The following is a 15,830-nucleotide window of genomic DNA, read 5'->3' as shown; positions in this document are numbered from 1 at the left end:
CCTATAAGTATAACATGAGTCTTTATTTTTTTCTGCTGTTGAAGAGAAAGTACTTAGCTACACTTTTTTTAATTTCTATGGTTCCCAAAAAAATTAAGTTGATACTACCAATTTCTTTTTAAATAAGATAGGATAAATTTAATCATAATTTTATAGAAAGAAGGTCAGTTATGCCCATCGGAATAATTATTAATTCAGCATCGATTATAATAGGAGGGTTAGCAGGAGGATTTTTAGGTCATTTGTTATCTGAGCGATTTAAAGAAGAAATTCAATCAATCTTTGGTCTGTGTGCCTTGGCTATGGGAATTCCTGCTATTACGCAAACCGCAAACCTACCAGCAGTTATTTTGTCAGTCATTTTAGGCACTTCATTAGGAATTTTTTTGCGTTTAGAGAAAAAAATTGAACATGCTGCAGATTTGATGCAGCGGCCAGTCAATAAATTCTTTCCACAAGAGCATTTGTCCATCCCACATGATGAATTTGTCAGAGGATTAGTGACAATTATTGTTCTATTCTGCGCTAGCGGTACAGGAATTTATGGCAGTTTAGACGCAGGTATGACCGGTGAACACACTATCTTAATTGCAAAATCCATTCTCGATTTTTTTACTGCAGCGATTTTTGCTTGCAATTTAGGCTATGTTGTTTCACTAGTTGCCTTACCACAGTTTGTCATTTTTTTGTCTTTGTTTTTATTTGCTGGTGTCATTTTACCCTTGACTACGCCAGAAATGATTTTGGACTTCCGTTCTTGCGGCGGATTATTGATTGTAGCGACCTCTTTTCGTATGATACGAGTCAAAATGTTTCCAACTGCTGATATGATTCCTTCAATGATCTTGGTCATGCCTTTGAGCTGGATATGGAGTAATATCTTTTTACCTTTGCTATGACAAAATAAGCATGCCACAGAATAATTTCCTAGGCATGCTTATTTCACGTTATCTTTTTTCTTTTGGTACGTACTTATAATTTGGGTTAATTTCATTATCCAAGGTATTGAATGCCTCTTGCACTCGAACTTCAATTGCAGCTAGACCATCCTTGTCTAACTTTTTAATGTCACTGATATCAATTGCTTCACCAAATCGAACGTAGACTGGTTTGCGCTTGAATAGGTCTGAAAATTTTAAAGGTCCTTGATATACACAAGGAACAATTTTTACTTTGGCCAAGCGTGAAATCAAAGCCATACCGCCTTTTAGTTCGGTAGAATGACGAGTGCCACTTGGAAACATGATCAAGCTTTTATCAGAATTCTTTAACAATTTTACTGGTTTTTTTACTACACTTGGTCCTGGTTTATCACGATTTACCGGAAAAGCGTTCATATGAACTAAAATGAATCGCAAAATAGGATTTTTGAACAGCTCCTCTTTAGCCATAAAGCAGAACTGCTTTGGTGATGCGCCCAAAGCCATATAAACGGGATCCAACCAAGTTCGGTGTGGTGCCACTAAAATATAATTTTCATCTTTAGGCAATGCTTCTTGATTTTGATAATGCGCATTTCCGTTAATGATTGCTAGTAATATGCGTACAATGCCGCGAACAAATTTAAAGAACATTTTTTCTTCCTTTCAGTTTTCTAACCTAACTAAACGTAGTATAATACATGCGCACAACTTTTTTAAGGGGGCATAAGTAAATGTTAAACAATGGGGAGCGGATTGATCAATTATATGCTGAGGATATTCGAATTATTCAAAGCTCCGAAGTCTTCTCTTTTTCTTTGGACGCTGTTTTATTAGCAAATTTCCCAAGAGTACCAAAACATGGAAGAATTATTGATCTCTGTGCTGGAAATGGTGCGGTAGGGCTTTTTCTCAGTAGAAAAACTTCGGCTTCAATTGATCAGATAGAACTACAGCCTCGTTTAGCAGATATGGGGCAGCGTAGTATTCAGCTAAATAATTTAGAGCAACAAATGACTATGTATACAATGGATTTGAAAGATACCTTCACACAATTTACTCCAGATTCAATTGATTTAGTTGTTTGCAATCCCCCTTATTTTAAGGAGCTTCCTACTAGTAAAAAGAATCCTAATCCCTATCTAGCTGCGGCCCGTCACGAAATCCACACTACTTTGGAGGACGTTATTGCAGTTTCATCTCGTTTACTGAAAATGAACGGTCATTTTGCAATGGTCCATCGTCCAGATCGCTTTCTAGATATAATTGATTGCTTAAGGGCTCATAAAATTGCCCCTAAGCGGATTCAATTTGTTTATCCTAAAGAAGGCAAGGATGCGAATATTTTGTTAGTTGAAGGTATTAAGCACGGTAAAAATGAAGGCCTTCGTTTTTTGCCACCACTATTTACGTATGATGAGCAAGGAAACTATACAAAACTAGTTAAGGAGATGCTTTATGGCAATGAGTAATCATTATTTTTATGTCCTTTCCTGTCGTGACAATTCCTATTACGGAGGATATACAGTGGATTTAACACGACGTTTATCTGAACATAATTCGGGAAAAGGTGCAAAATATACTCATCCTGCTAAACGGCGTCCTGTTGCTATGATTCATGCTGAAATGTTCAATACACGAAGTGACGCTATGAAAGCTGAAGCTGCTTTCAAACGTCTTCCTCGATTTCAAAAGGATAAGTACTTAAAAGAACACCATAAAAAAAGCGTTTTGTGAGGACTCACAAAACGCTTTTTATTGACCTTTTAGCAATTCTTTTGCAATTAGTGAACAATAAGGGATGATTCCTTCAGGATTAGGATGCACCTGATCATCATAAAACCAACTTGATTGAGAACTACTATTGCCATACCAGTCAATCAAAGTTATATTGTCATACTTTTCAGCCATTGCATTAAGCTTAGTGTTTACTTCATTTTGCCAGCGTTGCGTTGGCACATGCACATTTAATACGAAAACACGTCGCTTAGTGCCGATAACTTTCATCATCTGGTCGAATTCGTCATCAGTAAAAGGACCATTTGTCCCTAGACTCAGTAAGACGGTATCTTCTAATTTCTTTTCGTCCTTCAGTTCTTGTAATAATGGAGGACTGTCTCCAACTTGACGACCTACTTCCCCATCGATTACCATTTTAGGAAAAATTTCTTGCAAGCCGCTAGCTCCAGCTAACAACACAGAGTCGCCAAATGCCGTTACCTGCATATTTTTTGCCTTAGTGACTTGTCGATTAGTTAAGTCATACTTCTCAGCTACATTTAACTCTACCTCACTAGTCTCCGTTGTTTGTGTCTGGGTAGAAGTTTGCGTTTTTTGCGCTTCTTTTTGATTTGCTTCAATTTGTTTTTGCAATTCTTTTTGATTAGCATCTACTTGGTTAGTAGGTGCTATTACCAAACCTACTAATGCAATCACTGTTATTAAAGAAACAGATAAAAAAGAAATTTTTTGTTTACTCTTTAAAGGCGCCTGCAACCAAGATCGAATGTTTGAAAAAAGTTCACGATAATTGAAAAAGCGCATCGGTTTTTCTATATATCGATAAGAAAGCTCCGTGATTAGTAAAATCAATACAATCTCAATAATCGTATGCAGGATCAAATGATCTGCTACATTGAATTTTGCTTCATAAAAAATCATAACCGGAAACTGATACAGATAGATTCCGTAGCTCCGTTTTCCTATCCATGTAAATAAGGGATTTGTCAGCCATTTGTTTAAGCTTGCACCTGGATGAGCCGTGATAGCCACTAGTATGACGCAAAGCAAACTGATCAAGAACATTCCGCCATAATAAAGGAATGTCGTGCCGTCATTCAAAAAGAGAAAAGCAGCTATCAACAACACAAGCGAAACCAGTCCAATAGTGTTCAGCACCTTTTTAGCCTGCTTCGGTATTTTTGCCTTCAATCGAGTGCTTGGCCAGATAAACGCTAGACCAGAACCCATCAAAATTGAAAACAAGCGAGTATCTGTTCCGTAATACACTCTAGTAGGATCTTGTCCTGGAGTAAATAAAATAGCCATCCAAATAGCGGAAATCAAAACCACCACTGATATCGTAATAAATATTTTTCCACGATTTTTAACAAATCGCATTAGCAAAATAAAGACAATTGGCCAAATCAAGTAATTTTGCGTTTCTACCGCCAACGACCAGATATGTGTAAATGGCGATTCGCCTGCAAATCGATCAAAATAGGAAAGCCCGTGATTAATTTGCCACCAGTTGTTCACATATAATAAGCTACTGATTACATTTCCTCGTAAGTTATTCAATAAATTACGCTGAAATAGTGTGATATAGGCTGAGGACGCAATCAGCATTGTAACTAATGCAGGATATAAGCGTTTCATTCTTCGTATATAAAATTGACCCAATTTAATTCTACCGTTTTGCTTCCATTCTTGAACCAACAAATCGGTAATCAGATATCCCGAAACAACGAAAAACACCGGAACCCCTAAAAATCCCCCTCGCATTTGGGAAGGTAGCAAGTGATACAAAATGACCCCGATCACTGCTAAAGCTCGAAGTCCATCAAACCCCGTTATATATCGACTATTCTTAAGTCTTTTCTCCATTTTTTCTTTCCAACTTTACTATAGAATCAATTTAAACTATACGTTCTATTCAATTAAAGTGCAAGTGCTATCTTAGAAAATAATCATTTCCTAAATTTTATTTTTTCACTGCTTCTTTATAATCGTCATTCGCCTTCTCTTGAATAAATATTGATGAAATAATTCTACTATTGGCCTTTAATCTATTCCACGTGGGTAAATGAAACATAGAAGGTCTATAGCCATGAATAAAATGATCACTAACAATAGAAAAAAAGCGAGGCCTCCGCTTCGCTTAGTCTAAAGATTCTTCATAAAACCGGCCCATAATGCGGACATTTTCAGAGATACTAACAAACGCACCCGGATCAGTTTCTTTCATAATAGTTTCTAATTGTGGCAATTCGAACCGTGTAACAACTGTAAAAAGAACGGTTTGTTTATCATGCTTATAAGCCCCTTCAGCCTCATTAATGATCGTAATTCCTCTTCGCATGCTATCTTGAATACCATTAATCACCTTATCAGGGCATTTGGTAACAATCATTACCTGCATTTTACGCTGCTTCGTATACAATGCATCAGTTAATTTCCCACTCATAAAGATTGATAATGCAGAGTAAAACATATATTGCCAGCCAAACAAAATACCAGCGACTAGCATAATCACTACATTAAAAATAATTGAGATAGACCCAACTGAACGTCCGGTCTTTTTACGAATCGTTATACTCAGTATATCCAGCCCACCCGAAGACAATCCGTTTTTTAACGCAAAACCAATCCCGACACCCATTATAGCTCCACCAAAAATGGCGCAAATGATCGGATCATCTGTTAGTTGTGTCTCCGGTATGATATGCATGAAAAAGGACGTTAAAAATACAGTCACGAAAGTAAAGATTGTAAACTTATGCCCGATTTTAAACCAAGCTAGAACAAACAATGGCATATTCAGGACAAATAACGTAATCGACACTGGTACCGTACGACCAATCAACTGATGAGATAATGTTGTCAGTATTTGTGCAAATCCTGTTAGTCCACTGGAATAAATATTTCCAGGTTGGTAAAAGAAATTCACGGCTATAGAAGCTAAAAACGCATAGACAACAGCAACAGACAAGCGGGTGGCAAAATCATGGTATGGCCAACCCTCTATCTTTTTTTTCATTATAATTAAAGGCCTCTTTTCTGAAAATTCATTCATATTATACGAGGTTTCATAACAAAAAGAAAGCACCCTCAAAAAGAGCGTGCTTATCTTAGAATTTTCTTAGTCTTCCACGTTTGTGGTATTAATGCTCAACTCATAAAGCTGCAATGGTGAAACAGTACTTGGCGCATCTGACATCGGATCAGCTGCTTTCCCATTCTTCGGAAAGGCAATGACTTCACGAATATTGTCTTCACCAGCCAGTAACATAGCAAAGCGATCTAGTCCTAAAGCAATTCCTCCAATTGGCGGGAAGCCATAGTCTAATGATTCTAGTAAGAAACCAAATTGTTCATTGGCAGATTCCCGAGTAAATCCTAGTGTTTCAAAGACTTGTTCCTGTAACTCACGCGTATGAATACGCAGTGATCCTCCGCCTAGCTCATAACCGTTCAACACAATATCATAGGCCTGCGCATAAACTTTTTCCGGGTGATCCTTCAAGTTAATGATATCTTCATCATTTGGCATTGTAAATGGATGATGTGCCGAAACATAGCGTCCTAATTCTTGGTCGTATTCAAACTGTGGCCAATTCACTACCCATAGATAATTAAACTTGCTTTCATCAATCAAGCCTAACTCTTTACCCACTTTAGAGCGCACGGCTCCTAAAGCTGTTACTGCTGTTAAGAATTGGTCAGCGGCAAACATTAACACGTCGCCTGCTTCGGCTTTCATAGCTGCTTTTAGTTCATCAGCAACCTCGCCCATAAATTTAGCGATTGGTCCAGTTAGGTCACCATTTTCGTCAACTTTAATCCAAGCTAAGCCTTTTGCTCCAAATTGACCGACAAACTGTCCTAAACGATCCAATTCTTTACGTGAATACTTATCAGCTGCGCCTTTAGCATTTAACGCCTTCACTACTCCGCCATTGTCAGTTGCCATACGGAATACTTTGAAATCTGTGGCTGCAGCAATTTCAGTTACATCAATTAATTCCATGTCAAAGCGAGTATCGGGTTTATCAGAACCGTAACGTTCCATCGCATCATCCCAAGAAATACGAGGAAATGGTAATGTTACTTCAACCTTCAAAACATCTTTCATAACTTGGGCAATCATCTGTTCTGTATAATCTTGAATCTCTTCAGCAGTCAAGAAACTCGTTTCAATATCAATTTGTGTAAATTCTGGTTGACGATCCCCACGTAAGTCTTCGTCACGGAAACAGCGAACAATTTGATAGTAACGATCAAAACCAGCAGTCATTAACAATTGTTTTAAAATCTGTGGTGACTGCGGTAATGCATAAAAATGTCCCGGATGCACCCGAGATGGCACTAAATAATCCCGTGCGCCTTCTGGTGTTGATTTAGCCAAGTACGGTGTTTCGATATCTAGGAAATCGTTATTATCCAAGAAATTACGCACTGATTGTGTCAAACGATGACGCAACAAAATATTTTGAGTCATTTTAGGACGACGTAAATCCATGTAACGATATTTCAGGCGAACTTCATCACTGATATTTTGATCATCTTCAATAGAAAATGGAGGTGTTTTGGCTTCGTTTAAGATGATGATTTCTTCACCTTTGACTTCGAAGTCACCGGTTGTCATTTTTGGGTTAACAGAATTTTCATCTCGACGAATAACTGTACCTGTAATTTCTACTACATATTCACTACGGCACTGATCGGCCACTTCCCAAGCTGTTTTAGATTCTTCAGGGTTAAAGACAACTTGAACGACACCTTCACGATCGCGTAAATCGATAAAGATCAATCCACCTAAGTCGCGGCGCTTTTGTACCCAACCTTTTAATGTTACTTTTTTATCCAACCACTGGTCAGAAATTAAACCACAATATACTGATCTTTTAGCCATTATTCTACTCCTCATTCATATTAATGTATTAATTTCCCTTTCGGAAAAATTAGTCCGTTTTTCATTCCGTATACCATCCAACTAGCCTTTCACTTTCGTGTTGTCATCACAATTAATTACTTTTGTGCAGCTTTGGTTAACTGTGAAGAGTTGGACTGGCATCCTCATTCATATTAATGTATTAATTTCCCTTTCGGAAAAATTAGTCCGTTTTTCATTCCGTATACCATCCAACTAGCCTTTCACTTTCGTGTTGTCATCACAATTAATTACTTTTGTGCAGCTTTGGTTAACTGTGAAGAGTTGGACTGGCATCCTCATTCATATTAATGTATTAATTTCCCTTTCGGAAAAATTAGTCCGTTTTTCATTCCGTATACCATCCAACTAGCCTTTCACTTTCGTGTTGTTATCACAATTAATTACTTTTGTGCAGCTTTGGTTAACTGTGAAGAGTTGGACTGGCATCTTACACTATATTTTTGTTTACTCGATAATGAAAGCCATCATTTCATCATAGACTTCATTAAATTGTTGGTAAACTTCTTCTAGTGAGAAAGTTTTTTCTCTGTGAGAAGCCAATGCTTTTACATTGATTTGACCTTTTTCTAATTCGTCCTCGCCTAAAGTCAGAACTAGTTTAGCGCCTTGCTTGTCGGCAGATTTGAATTGAGCTTTTGCTTTACGGTGCATGAAGTCTCGATCGGCTGAGTAACCAAAACCACGAATAGCTTGCACGATTTTTAGAACTTCCATATTCGTACCTTCGCCAATTCCTACAACATAAGCATCTAAATTATTAATAGCAGGCACCAACACATCTTCTTGTTCAAGGGTTAATAGGATGCGTTCAATCCCCATCGCAAAGCCGAAGCCTGGTGTAGCTGGTCCACCTAACTCTTCCACTAAACCGTCATAACGACCGCCACCGCAAATCGTAGACTGAGCGCCCATTCCGGGTGCGTCACTGATGATTTCAAAAATGGTGTGGGTGTAATAATCTAACCCCCGGACCATGCGATGGTCAATTTCGTAATCAATGCCTAGATGCTTCAAGGTGGCAGTTACTGCATCGAAATGCTTTTTAGCTGGTTCGCTTAGGTAATCTAAAATGCTTGGTGCGTCGACAACAATCGGCTTGTCTTTCTTGTCTTTACTATCCAAGACGCGTAACGGATTTTCGTGCAAACGACGTCTTGAGTCTTCACTTAATTGTTCTTCAAAAGGTTCTAAATAGTCTATCAAGGCTTGGCGATACGCCGCTCGAGTTTCTTTATCCCCAATTGAATTAATCACTAAACGGATTTGGCGAATCCCTAATTGGTTGAAGTAGTCCATCGCCATCGCCATAATTTCGACATCTAGGCTAGGATTTTCACTACCGAAAGCCTCAATACCAATTTGATGGAATTGACGCAGCCGTCCTTTTTGCGGCCGTTCATAGCGAAACATCGGTCCAGTGTAGTAAACCTTGTAGGGCTTTTTGTGTTCCGGTCCGAAAAGCTTGTTTTCTACATATGCTCGAACAATTGGGGCGGTTCCTTCAGGGCGCAAAGTAACATGACGATTTCCTTTATCCTTAAAGTCGTACATTTCCTTTGATACAATATCCGTCGTGTCCCCTACACTGCGAGAAATGACTTCGTAGTGCTCGAACATAGGCGTACGGATTTCTTGATACTGATAATCACCAAATAATAGCCGCGCAGTTTCTTCTATAAACTGCCATTTTTCACTTTCACCAGGTAAAATATCATTGGTGCCTTTTGGTCGCTGATAACTCATCTTTTTGCCTCTTTTCTTGATTGACGTAAAAAAGCCCTTGCTCAGCTTGAACAAGGGCGAAATAATCGCGGTACCACCTATCTTTGAAAAAGTTGCCTTTTTCCTCTAGCAATTAACGCTTGCGAAACGGAGCGGCTTTGCACGCGCTCATCTCCAGAATGTCTTTCAGAAACTCGATTTGGAATTGCTCTCAGCCTAGGCAATTCTCTCTGCACCCTCTTCGTTGCTTACTCTTTCTTTCATTGATGTTAATTATCATCTTTAAACCTACTAAAAATGAGTGGGAAAGTCAAGATGTAGTGAAGAGAAAAAGCAAGATATTTCACTTTTTTTACTTTCCACTTTACACTGAGGACATAAGATAAGGAGTGAGAAATTAATGACAGATGTAAGAATTGGTAAATCACGCGTTTATGCAACAGATTTGGGTTTAGGAACCAATGCCGTTGGCGGACACAATTTATTCCCAAATCTAGATGAAGAGCAAGGAAAAGCAGTTGTTCGAGCAGGTTTAGATAACGGTATTACTTTGCTGGATACTGCCTTTGCTTACGGGATGGGTCGCTCGGAAGAATTGATTGGTGAAGTTCTGCAAGAACCTGCTTACGATCGTTCACGAGTAATTATCGCTACGAAGGCCGCTCAAGATATTTCTAAAGATGGTGCCCTTAATAATTCACCTGCCTTTTTAAAACAAGCAGTGGAAGATGCTTTACACCGTCTGCAAACAAATTATATTGATATCTTCTACATTCATTTTCCAGATGAAGATACCCCTAAAAATGAAGCAGTGGCTGCTCTACATGAAATGAAGGAAGCGGGTAAAATCCGTGCAATCGGGATTTCGAATTTTTCACTGGAACAACTGAAGGAAGCCAATCAAGATGGCTATGTGGATGTTGTGGAAGATGAATACAGTTTACTGCATCGCGAAGCAGAAAATGAGCTATTTCCATATTTGAAGGAAAATCGAATCAGCTTCGTACCTTTCTTCCCACTTGCTTCTGGATTACTTACCGGTAAATACAGCAAAGAAAACAGCTTTGATAGCTCTGATATTCGTAATGACAATCCAGACTTTAAAGGTGAACGTTTCGAACAGATTATAGAAAAAGTTGATTCACTGCATCCTATTGCAAAAAAATATGATGCCACGATTGCACAACTAGTTTTGGCTTGGTACATGAAAAATCCAGCTGTCAGTGTCGTTATTCCAGGAGCTAAACGTCCTGAACAAGTCGAAGCAAATGCACAGGCAGTAGATATTCGATTATCTGAAGAAGACTATAAAACAATAGATCAAATTTTCCAATAAAACTGAGGTTTTCATCTCAGTTTTTTCTTTTGTCTAAATGTAAGAGACTCTCGCTTTTTTCTCGATTTTAATTTACACTAATATCAATTATAACTTATCAAAAAGTAGTTTATTGAGTAGTACAATTCAGTTAATTCAAATGACAAAGGAGACTTGCATAATGACAGAAGTGCAAATTGGAAAATCAGAAGTGTATGCTAGCAAATTGGGGCTGGGAACAAACGCGGTGGGAGGCCACAATTTATATCCTGGCTTGGATGAAGAAGTCGGTAAAGAAGTGGTGCGAACTGCTTTAAGAAATGGCGTTACTTTGCTGGACACCGCCTTTTCTTATGGTCGCGGTCGGTCTGAGGAATTAATCGGTGAGGTACTTCAAGAAGAAGAGTTTGATCGTTCAAAGGTGGTCATTGCTTCTAAAGCGGCTCATGATATGTCTAAGGGCGGTGCCTTCAACAATTCTCCAGAATTTTTGAAAAATGCCGTGGAGGAATCATTGAAACGCCTGCAAACAACCTATTTAGATATTTTCTATATCCATTTTCCTGATGAAGAAACGTCTAAAAACGAAGCAGTAGCTGCTTTACATGAATTGAAACAAGCAGGCAAAATCAAAGCGATTGGTGTCTCTAACTTTTCTTTGGAGCAATTAAAAGAAGCCAATCAAGATGGCTATGTGGATGTAATTGAAGAGCGTTATAGCTTAATTCATCGCGAGCATGAAGATACCCTGTTCCCTTATTTGAAAGAACAAAAAATTAGTTTCGTTCCTTACTATCCATTGGATTCTGGTTTATTAACGGGTAAATACGAAAAAGAAGCGACTTTTGACGACAGCGATTTGCGCAGTAAAAATCCTGATTTTAAAGGTGAACGCTTTAAAGAGATTATCAGCAAGGTAGATTCGTTAAAACCGATTGCTGCACAGTACGAAGTGACCGTCACTCAATTAGTCCTAGCTTGGTATATGAAGCACCCTGTAATGGGCGTGGTCATCCCTGGAGCTAAGCGCCCCGAACAAGTAGAGGCTAATGTGAAGGCTTGTGACTTGCAGCTTTCACAAGAAGATTTCGACAAGATCGATCAATTATTCCGTTAAACGATTAAAGGCAGCTGGACATTTATTAGTCCGGCTGCCTTTATTAATAGTTAGGAACGAATTAATTTACTGTATTTTTGGGCTCACCATTTAAAAAGCTGGTAAGATTGTCCACCGCAATTCCCATTAAACGCTGGCGCGTTTCCACTGGTGCCCAAGCGATATGAGGCGTGATATAGCAATTCTTGGCCTGCAGCAAGGGATTCTCTGATTCAATCGGTTCCGTTGAAACGACATCCACACCGGCAGCGGCGATTTTTCCACTGTTTAATGCGTCAGCAACCGCTTGCTCATCTAACAAACCACCTCTAGCAGTATTGATCAGAATTACGCCGTCCTTCATTTGCGAAATGGCTTCTTGATTAATCATGCCAGTTGTTTCAGCTGTTTGCGGAATGTGCAGGCTGATGATATCTGCTTGCTGATAGAGCACTTCTAAAGGAACTTGCTTTATCCATTCTTCTTCAGCAGACTTCGGACGGTGATTGGCATATATTACTTCCATGTTCATGGCATGAGCGATCTTCGCCGTCGCATAAGCAATTGCGCCATAACCAATCAATCCTAAGGTTTTTCCTCTCAGCTCCATCAAAGGAACTTTGGTATACATGAAATCAACACTGTTCTCCCACTCACCTGCATGGACTGATTGATTATGCGTCCCAACCTGACTAGTAATTTCCAACAATAAAGCAAAGGTAAACTGAGCAACAGCATCTGTTCCATACGATGGAATATTGGTAACTACTACATTATGTTTCGCAGCAGCTTCAATGTCGACTACGTTGTATCCAGTAGCGATAACTCCAACATAGCGTAAGTTGGGCACCTGAGCCAAGATCGCTTCGTTAATCGGCGTCTTGTTGGTAAGGACCACTTCGGCATCACCGATTCGCTGGATAATTTCATCTGTGTCCGTATAAGAAGTCCGATCATACACTGTTACTTCCCCTAATTTTTCAAAATTCATCCAAGACAAATCTCCTGGATTTAGCGCATAGCCATCTAATACAACAATCTCCATAAAAATTCCTCCTCAAAAAAAGAGCTCAAGATAATAATCTTGTACGATCATTATCTCAAACTCTCAATTAAAAGTCTGGTTAGAAACTTGCTCTTTGCGGGAGTAAAAAAGCATCTCACTGTCTACTTAGTTGTTTGCGGCTGATTTTTCGAACAGATATTGAAGGATTTTTTATATTTAAAGCAGCTTCTTCCCAGAATCTTTCCTAATAAGCGCGTGCGATCCACACTGTGTGCTTCGCAGGTTTTCCACTAACGATATCCACTGTTTTTTCGACTGGTGGGTTAAATGGAATGTTACGAGTTGTAAAGCCAGTTTCTTCTTTGATTTTTGCTTCAGTTTCTTCTGTTCCGTCCCAACCAATTAATACAAAGCCTGGGACTTCACCAGCTTCTTTTGATTTGGCAATATGTTCTTTCAACTCATCTAGCGTATCAATGTCATAATGTTCATTTTCTTTGTAGCGAGCTGCTGCACTTTCGTATAACCGTTTTTGCATAACATCCATCGCTTCTGTAATGTACGCTTCAATATCATCTAGTGAAACTGTTTCTTTGCCCTCTAGATCGCGCATTTTTACTACTACTTGATTATTTTCAAGATCACGTGGACCAAATTCGATACGTAATGGCGCACCTTTTAGTTCCCATTCATTAAATTTGTAACCTGGTGTGTTCTCAGTTTCGTCGATCCGAACTCGTAAACCTTTTGCTTTCAAGGTTTTTTGCAATTCTTTCAGCTTATCAAGGATAGCTGGGTTCTTTTGCCAAGGACCAACTGGAATTAAAATTATTTGTGTAGGTGCAACTTTTGGCGGCATTACTAAGCCTTTTTCGTCTCCATGAACCATGATTAATGATCCGATTAAACGAGTCGAAATTCCCCAAGAAGTAGTATACACGTGTTCATGTTCATTGTTGCGGTTCAAGAATTTAATATCAAAAGCTTGTGCGAAATTGTTGCCAAGGTAATGAGACGTTCCTGCTTGGACGGCTTTACCGTCACGCATCATTGCTTCGACTGAATAAGTATCAACTGCTCCGGCAAAACGTTCTGAAGGAGTTTTTTGCCCCCGGTAAACTGGAATAGCTAAGGTATTTTCAATCAAATCCGCATAAGCTTCCAAGGCACTCATTGTCCGTTCACGAGCATTTTCTTCTGTTTCGTGAGCAGTATGTCCTTCTTGCCATAGGAATTCTGAAGTACGCAAGAATGGCATAGTTTTCTTTTCCCAACGGAAGACGTTGGCCCATTGGTTAATTTCTAACGGAAGATCACGATAAGAATTAATCCAGTTAGAGAAAGCATCTCCGATTAATGTCTCAGAGGTTGGACGTAATGCGTATGGTTCTTCTAATTCTTCGTCACCAACTCTAGTTAACCAAGGTAATTCTGGTGCGAATCCTTCTACATGTTCTTCTTCTTTTTCCAAGAAATGTTTAGGAATTAACATAGGGAAGTACACGTTACGGATATCTTCAGATCGCAAGAATTTGTTGAAATCTTCTTGGATATGCTCCCATAATTCGTAGCCATCTGGTTTGAAAATAATACACCCACGAACGGGAGAATAATCCATTAAATCAGCTTTTTGAATTGTCTGTAAATACCACTTTGAAAAATCTTCTTTTTGTAAATTTGACATCTATGCATCCTCCTAAAATGTAATAAAAAAACCGCTCCATCCCTACAAATGTAAGGACGAAACGGATAATTTCGCGGTACCACCTTGCTTGGTCAAACTTTGTTGACCCAACTTTCAGCTCTATTAACGCTAGAGATACGTGCCGCTTATCACGGCAATCTTCTTCGATAGGTTCATAAACTTCAGGGGACGTGTTGATCTTTCAGCCGGTGAATCAACTCTCTGCTGTCATGAAAATTTATTACTAGTTCGAATGCTTACTAACATGTTAAAGGGTTATTTAAAAAATTGCAAGAACAATTTTCCTTTTTTCTAAATTTCTTCTTCGGGTTTGTAACGTTCTTCAAGCCGGCTCATCCACCAACCAAGCGCTGCACCCAAGAAACATAACACGATACATCCAAGATAACCTAAAAAACCAATGCCGCTGTAGTCAGTGGGAATGATCATAATTGTTGAAGCAAAAACAATGCCCAAAATAAAGTGGAACATTGGAGCAAAATAACGACTGAAAATCCAATCCATTACTTTTGATAAACTCAATACGGTGACTAAGCCACCAATACCGATCGGGAAAATCACGCTCATATCTAGACTTTTAAACCCATCAGCCATGGCCTTGTACATCCCCATATAAACCAAAAAGTTAGAAGGACTTAAACCGGGAACAATCAAGCCTAATCCAATCAGACCGCCGGCGATCATCCAAGTAAAGAAGTTTTGATCCACTTCACTAAACAAACCTGATCCTTGCCATAAAAATAGAAATCCAACAATAAAGCTGATGACTAAAATGACCATGTCTTTCGTTGAACGTCCGTGCTTACCGGCTTCATTCCATAACGCAGGAACAGTTCCAATAATACAGCCGACAAAGAACCACAGGATAATCGTTTCAAATTCTCCCAGCAAAAAGCTTACCGCAAAGGATAATAGAAATACCCCGGTTACTCCACCTAATCCAACTGGAATAAAGAACAAAACATTCTCTTTGAAATTTCTGGTAATGTGGGCTAAAAATGAAATAATTTGTTCGTAAATACCAAAAACAGCCGCTAACGCTCCCCCGCTGACTCCGGGTAAAATAAAGCCTGAACCAATAAACATCCCTTTGACAAAACGTAAAATCCAGTCACTTTTCGACTGTTTCGTTATTTTTTTGTTTTCCATCATCTTTTTCTCCTCAACTTTCGCAATTCTACCTCAACTAGTGTACCGATAAAGAAATGCCGTGGCAAGAAGATTAACCAGTTTTATAGGATTTTTTGTATTTGATCTGCTAAGAAAGGGCTTACTCACTTATTTCATAGGCTTTTTTTGTCTACGTTTTCCTAAAATCATTTGTTTTTGAGATTTCCCAAAATTATTTGATCAAAGGACTTGCTTTGAAACTCGTTTCATACATTACACT

13 protein-coding genes and 1 other annotated feature are annotated in these 15,830 nt (G+C 38.8%); of the genes, 5 read left to right on the top strand and 8 right to left on the bottom strand.

The annotated features are described in order from the left end of the window. The first annotated feature begins 170 nt into the window (after positions 1 to 170). Positions 171 to 899 carry a DUF554 domain-containing protein gene (locus tag IGI42_RS15490; RefSeq protein WP_438716768.1) on the top strand — a complete coding sequence of 243 codons (729 nt, stop codon included), beginning with the start codon at positions 171 to 173 and terminating at the stop codon, positions 897 to 899. A gap of 48 nt (positions 900 to 947) precedes the next feature. Here IGI42_RS15490 and IGI42_RS15485 read toward each other — a convergent pair whose 3' ends face one another. Then, positions 948 to 1,574, bottom strand: a complete 627-nt coding sequence (locus tag IGI42_RS15485) for a lysophospholipid acyltransferase family protein (RefSeq protein WP_438716767.1) — start codon at positions 1,572 to 1,574, stop codon at positions 948 to 950. Between the two features lie 80 nt (positions 1,575 to 1,654). On the opposite strand from IGI42_RS15485, the gene IGI42_RS15480 reads away from it, so the two are divergent. Both IGI42_RS15480 and IGI42_RS15475 read left to right on the top strand, forming a co-directional pair. Beyond that, on the top strand, positions 1,655 to 2,392 hold the full coding sequence (locus IGI42_RS15480) for a tRNA1(Val) (adenine(37)-N6)-methyltransferase (RefSeq protein ID WP_438716766.1): 738 nt from the start codon (positions 1,655 to 1,657) through the stop codon (positions 2,390 to 2,392). Continuing rightward, positions 2,379 to 2,657, top strand: a complete 279-nt coding sequence (locus tag IGI42_RS15475; RefSeq protein WP_438716765.1) for a GIY-YIG nuclease family protein — start codon at positions 2,379 to 2,381, stop codon at positions 2,655 to 2,657. Before IGI42_RS15480 ends, IGI42_RS15475 begins: the two co-directional genes overlap by 14 nt. Positions 2,658 to 2,675: 18 nt before the next feature. Here IGI42_RS15475 and IGI42_RS15470 read toward each other — a convergent pair whose 3' ends face one another. The 4 genes from IGI42_RS15470 to hisS form a co-directional block, all read right to left on the bottom strand. After that, a complete protein-coding gene (locus IGI42_RS15470; protein WP_438716764.1) occupies positions 2,676 to 4,526 on the bottom strand; it encodes an acyltransferase family protein in 1,851 nt (616 codons plus the stop codon). 274 nt (positions 4,527 to 4,800) lie between these two features. Further along, positions 4,801 to 5,679: a YitT family protein gene (locus IGI42_RS15465; protein WP_438716763.1), complete on the bottom strand. Its 879-nt coding sequence runs from the start codon at positions 5,677 to 5,679 to the stop codon at positions 4,801 to 4,803. 102 nt (positions 5,680 to 5,781) lie between these two features. After that, a complete protein-coding gene (gene aspS / locus IGI42_RS15460) occupies positions 5,782 to 7,554 on the bottom strand; it encodes an aspartate--tRNA ligase (protein ID WP_438716762.1) in 1,773 nt (590 codons plus the stop codon). 486 nt (positions 7,555 to 8,040) lie between these two features. Next, complete coding sequence (gene hisS, locus IGI42_RS15455; RefSeq protein ID WP_438716761.1) at positions 8,041 to 9,339, bottom strand: histidine--tRNA ligase; 1,299 nt, start codon at positions 9,337 to 9,339, stop codon at positions 8,041 to 8,043. Between the two features lie 49 nt (positions 9,340 to 9,388). Next, positions 9,389 to 9,591, bottom strand: a binding site (T-box leader). Between the two features lie 127 nt (positions 9,592 to 9,718). Here hisS and IGI42_RS15450 point away from each other — a divergent pair. Both IGI42_RS15450 and IGI42_RS15445 read left to right on the top strand, forming a co-directional pair. Further along, positions 9,719 to 10,654: an aldo/keto reductase gene (locus tag IGI42_RS15450; RefSeq protein WP_438716760.1), complete on the top strand. Its 936-nt coding sequence runs from the start codon at positions 9,719 to 9,721 to the stop codon at positions 10,652 to 10,654. A gap of 160 nt (positions 10,655 to 10,814) precedes the next feature. Further along, on the top strand, positions 10,815 to 11,750 hold the full coding sequence (locus IGI42_RS15445; protein ID WP_438716759.1) for an aldo/keto reductase: 936 nt from the start codon (positions 10,815 to 10,817) through the stop codon (positions 11,748 to 11,750). Between the two features lie 61 nt (positions 11,751 to 11,811). Here IGI42_RS15445 and IGI42_RS15440 read toward each other — a convergent pair whose 3' ends face one another. The 3 genes from IGI42_RS15440 to IGI42_RS15430 form a co-directional block, all read right to left on the bottom strand. Then, the gene (locus IGI42_RS15440; protein WP_438716758.1) at positions 11,812 to 12,774 is read right to left on the bottom strand and encodes a D-2-hydroxyacid dehydrogenase; all 963 of its coding nucleotides are present in this window, start codon (positions 12,772 to 12,774) and stop codon (positions 11,812 to 11,814) included. 205 nt (positions 12,775 to 12,979) lie between these two features. Further along, a complete protein-coding gene (proS, locus tag IGI42_RS15435) occupies positions 12,980 to 14,419 on the bottom strand; it encodes a proline--tRNA ligase (RefSeq protein ID WP_438716756.1) in 1,440 nt (479 codons plus the stop codon). A gap of 312 nt (positions 14,420 to 14,731) precedes the next feature. Continuing rightward, on the bottom strand, positions 14,732 to 15,589 hold the full coding sequence (locus tag IGI42_RS15430) for a DUF368 domain-containing protein (protein WP_438716755.1): 858 nt from the start codon (positions 15,587 to 15,589) through the stop codon (positions 14,732 to 14,734). Between the last annotated feature and the right edge of the window lie 241 nt (positions 15,590 to 15,830).

This window comes from Enterococcus sp. AZ109 (assembly GCF_051714625.1).
In the GTDB taxonomy this organism is placed as follows: Bacteria; Bacillota; Bacilli; order Lactobacillales; family Enterococcaceae; genus Enterococcus_A.
The sequence above is the reverse complement of the archived record's forward strand: the minus strand, read 5'-3'. Positions and strand labels throughout refer to the sequence as shown.

Coding starts and splice junctions, on each gene's coding strand:
- IGI42_RS15490 (WP_438716768.1), top strand. CDS start 171: ATGCCCATCGGAATAATTATTAATTCAGCATCGATTATAATAGGAGGG.
- IGI42_RS15485 (WP_438716767.1), bottom strand. CDS start 1,574: ATGTTCTTTAAATTTGTTCGCGGCATTGTACGCATATTACTAGCAATC.
- IGI42_RS15480 (WP_438716766.1), top strand. CDS start 1,655: ATGTTAAACAATGGGGAGCGGATTGATCAATTATATGCTGAGGATATT.
- IGI42_RS15475 (WP_438716765.1), top strand. CDS start 2,379: ATGGCAATGAGTAATCATTATTTTTATGTCCTTTCCTGTCGTGACAAT.
- IGI42_RS15470 (WP_438716764.1), bottom strand. CDS start 4,526: ATGGAGAAAAGACTTAAGAATAGTCGATATATAACGGGGTTTGATGGA.
- IGI42_RS15465 (WP_438716763.1), bottom strand. CDS start 5,679: ATGAAAAAAAAGATAGAGGGTTGGCCATACCATGATTTTGCCACCCGC.
- aspS (WP_438716762.1), bottom strand. CDS start 7,554: ATGGCTAAAAGATCAGTATATTGTGGTTTAATTTCTGACCAGTGGTTG.
- hisS (WP_438716761.1), bottom strand. CDS start 9,339: ATGAGTTATCAGCGACCAAAAGGCACCAATGATATTTTACCTGGTGAA.
- IGI42_RS15450 (WP_438716760.1), top strand. CDS start 9,719: ATGACAGATGTAAGAATTGGTAAATCACGCGTTTATGCAACAGATTTG.
- IGI42_RS15445 (WP_438716759.1), top strand. CDS start 10,815: ATGACAGAAGTGCAAATTGGAAAATCAGAAGTGTATGCTAGCAAATTG.
- IGI42_RS15440 (WP_438716758.1), bottom strand. CDS start 12,774: ATGGAGATTGTTGTATTAGATGGCTATGCGCTAAATCCAGGAGATTTG.
- proS (WP_438716756.1), bottom strand. CDS start 14,419: ATGTCAAATTTACAAAAAGAAGATTTTTCAAAGTGGTATTTACAGACA.
- IGI42_RS15430 (WP_438716755.1), bottom strand. CDS start 15,589: ATGGAAAACAAAAAAATAACGAAACAGTCGAAAAGTGACTGGATTTTA.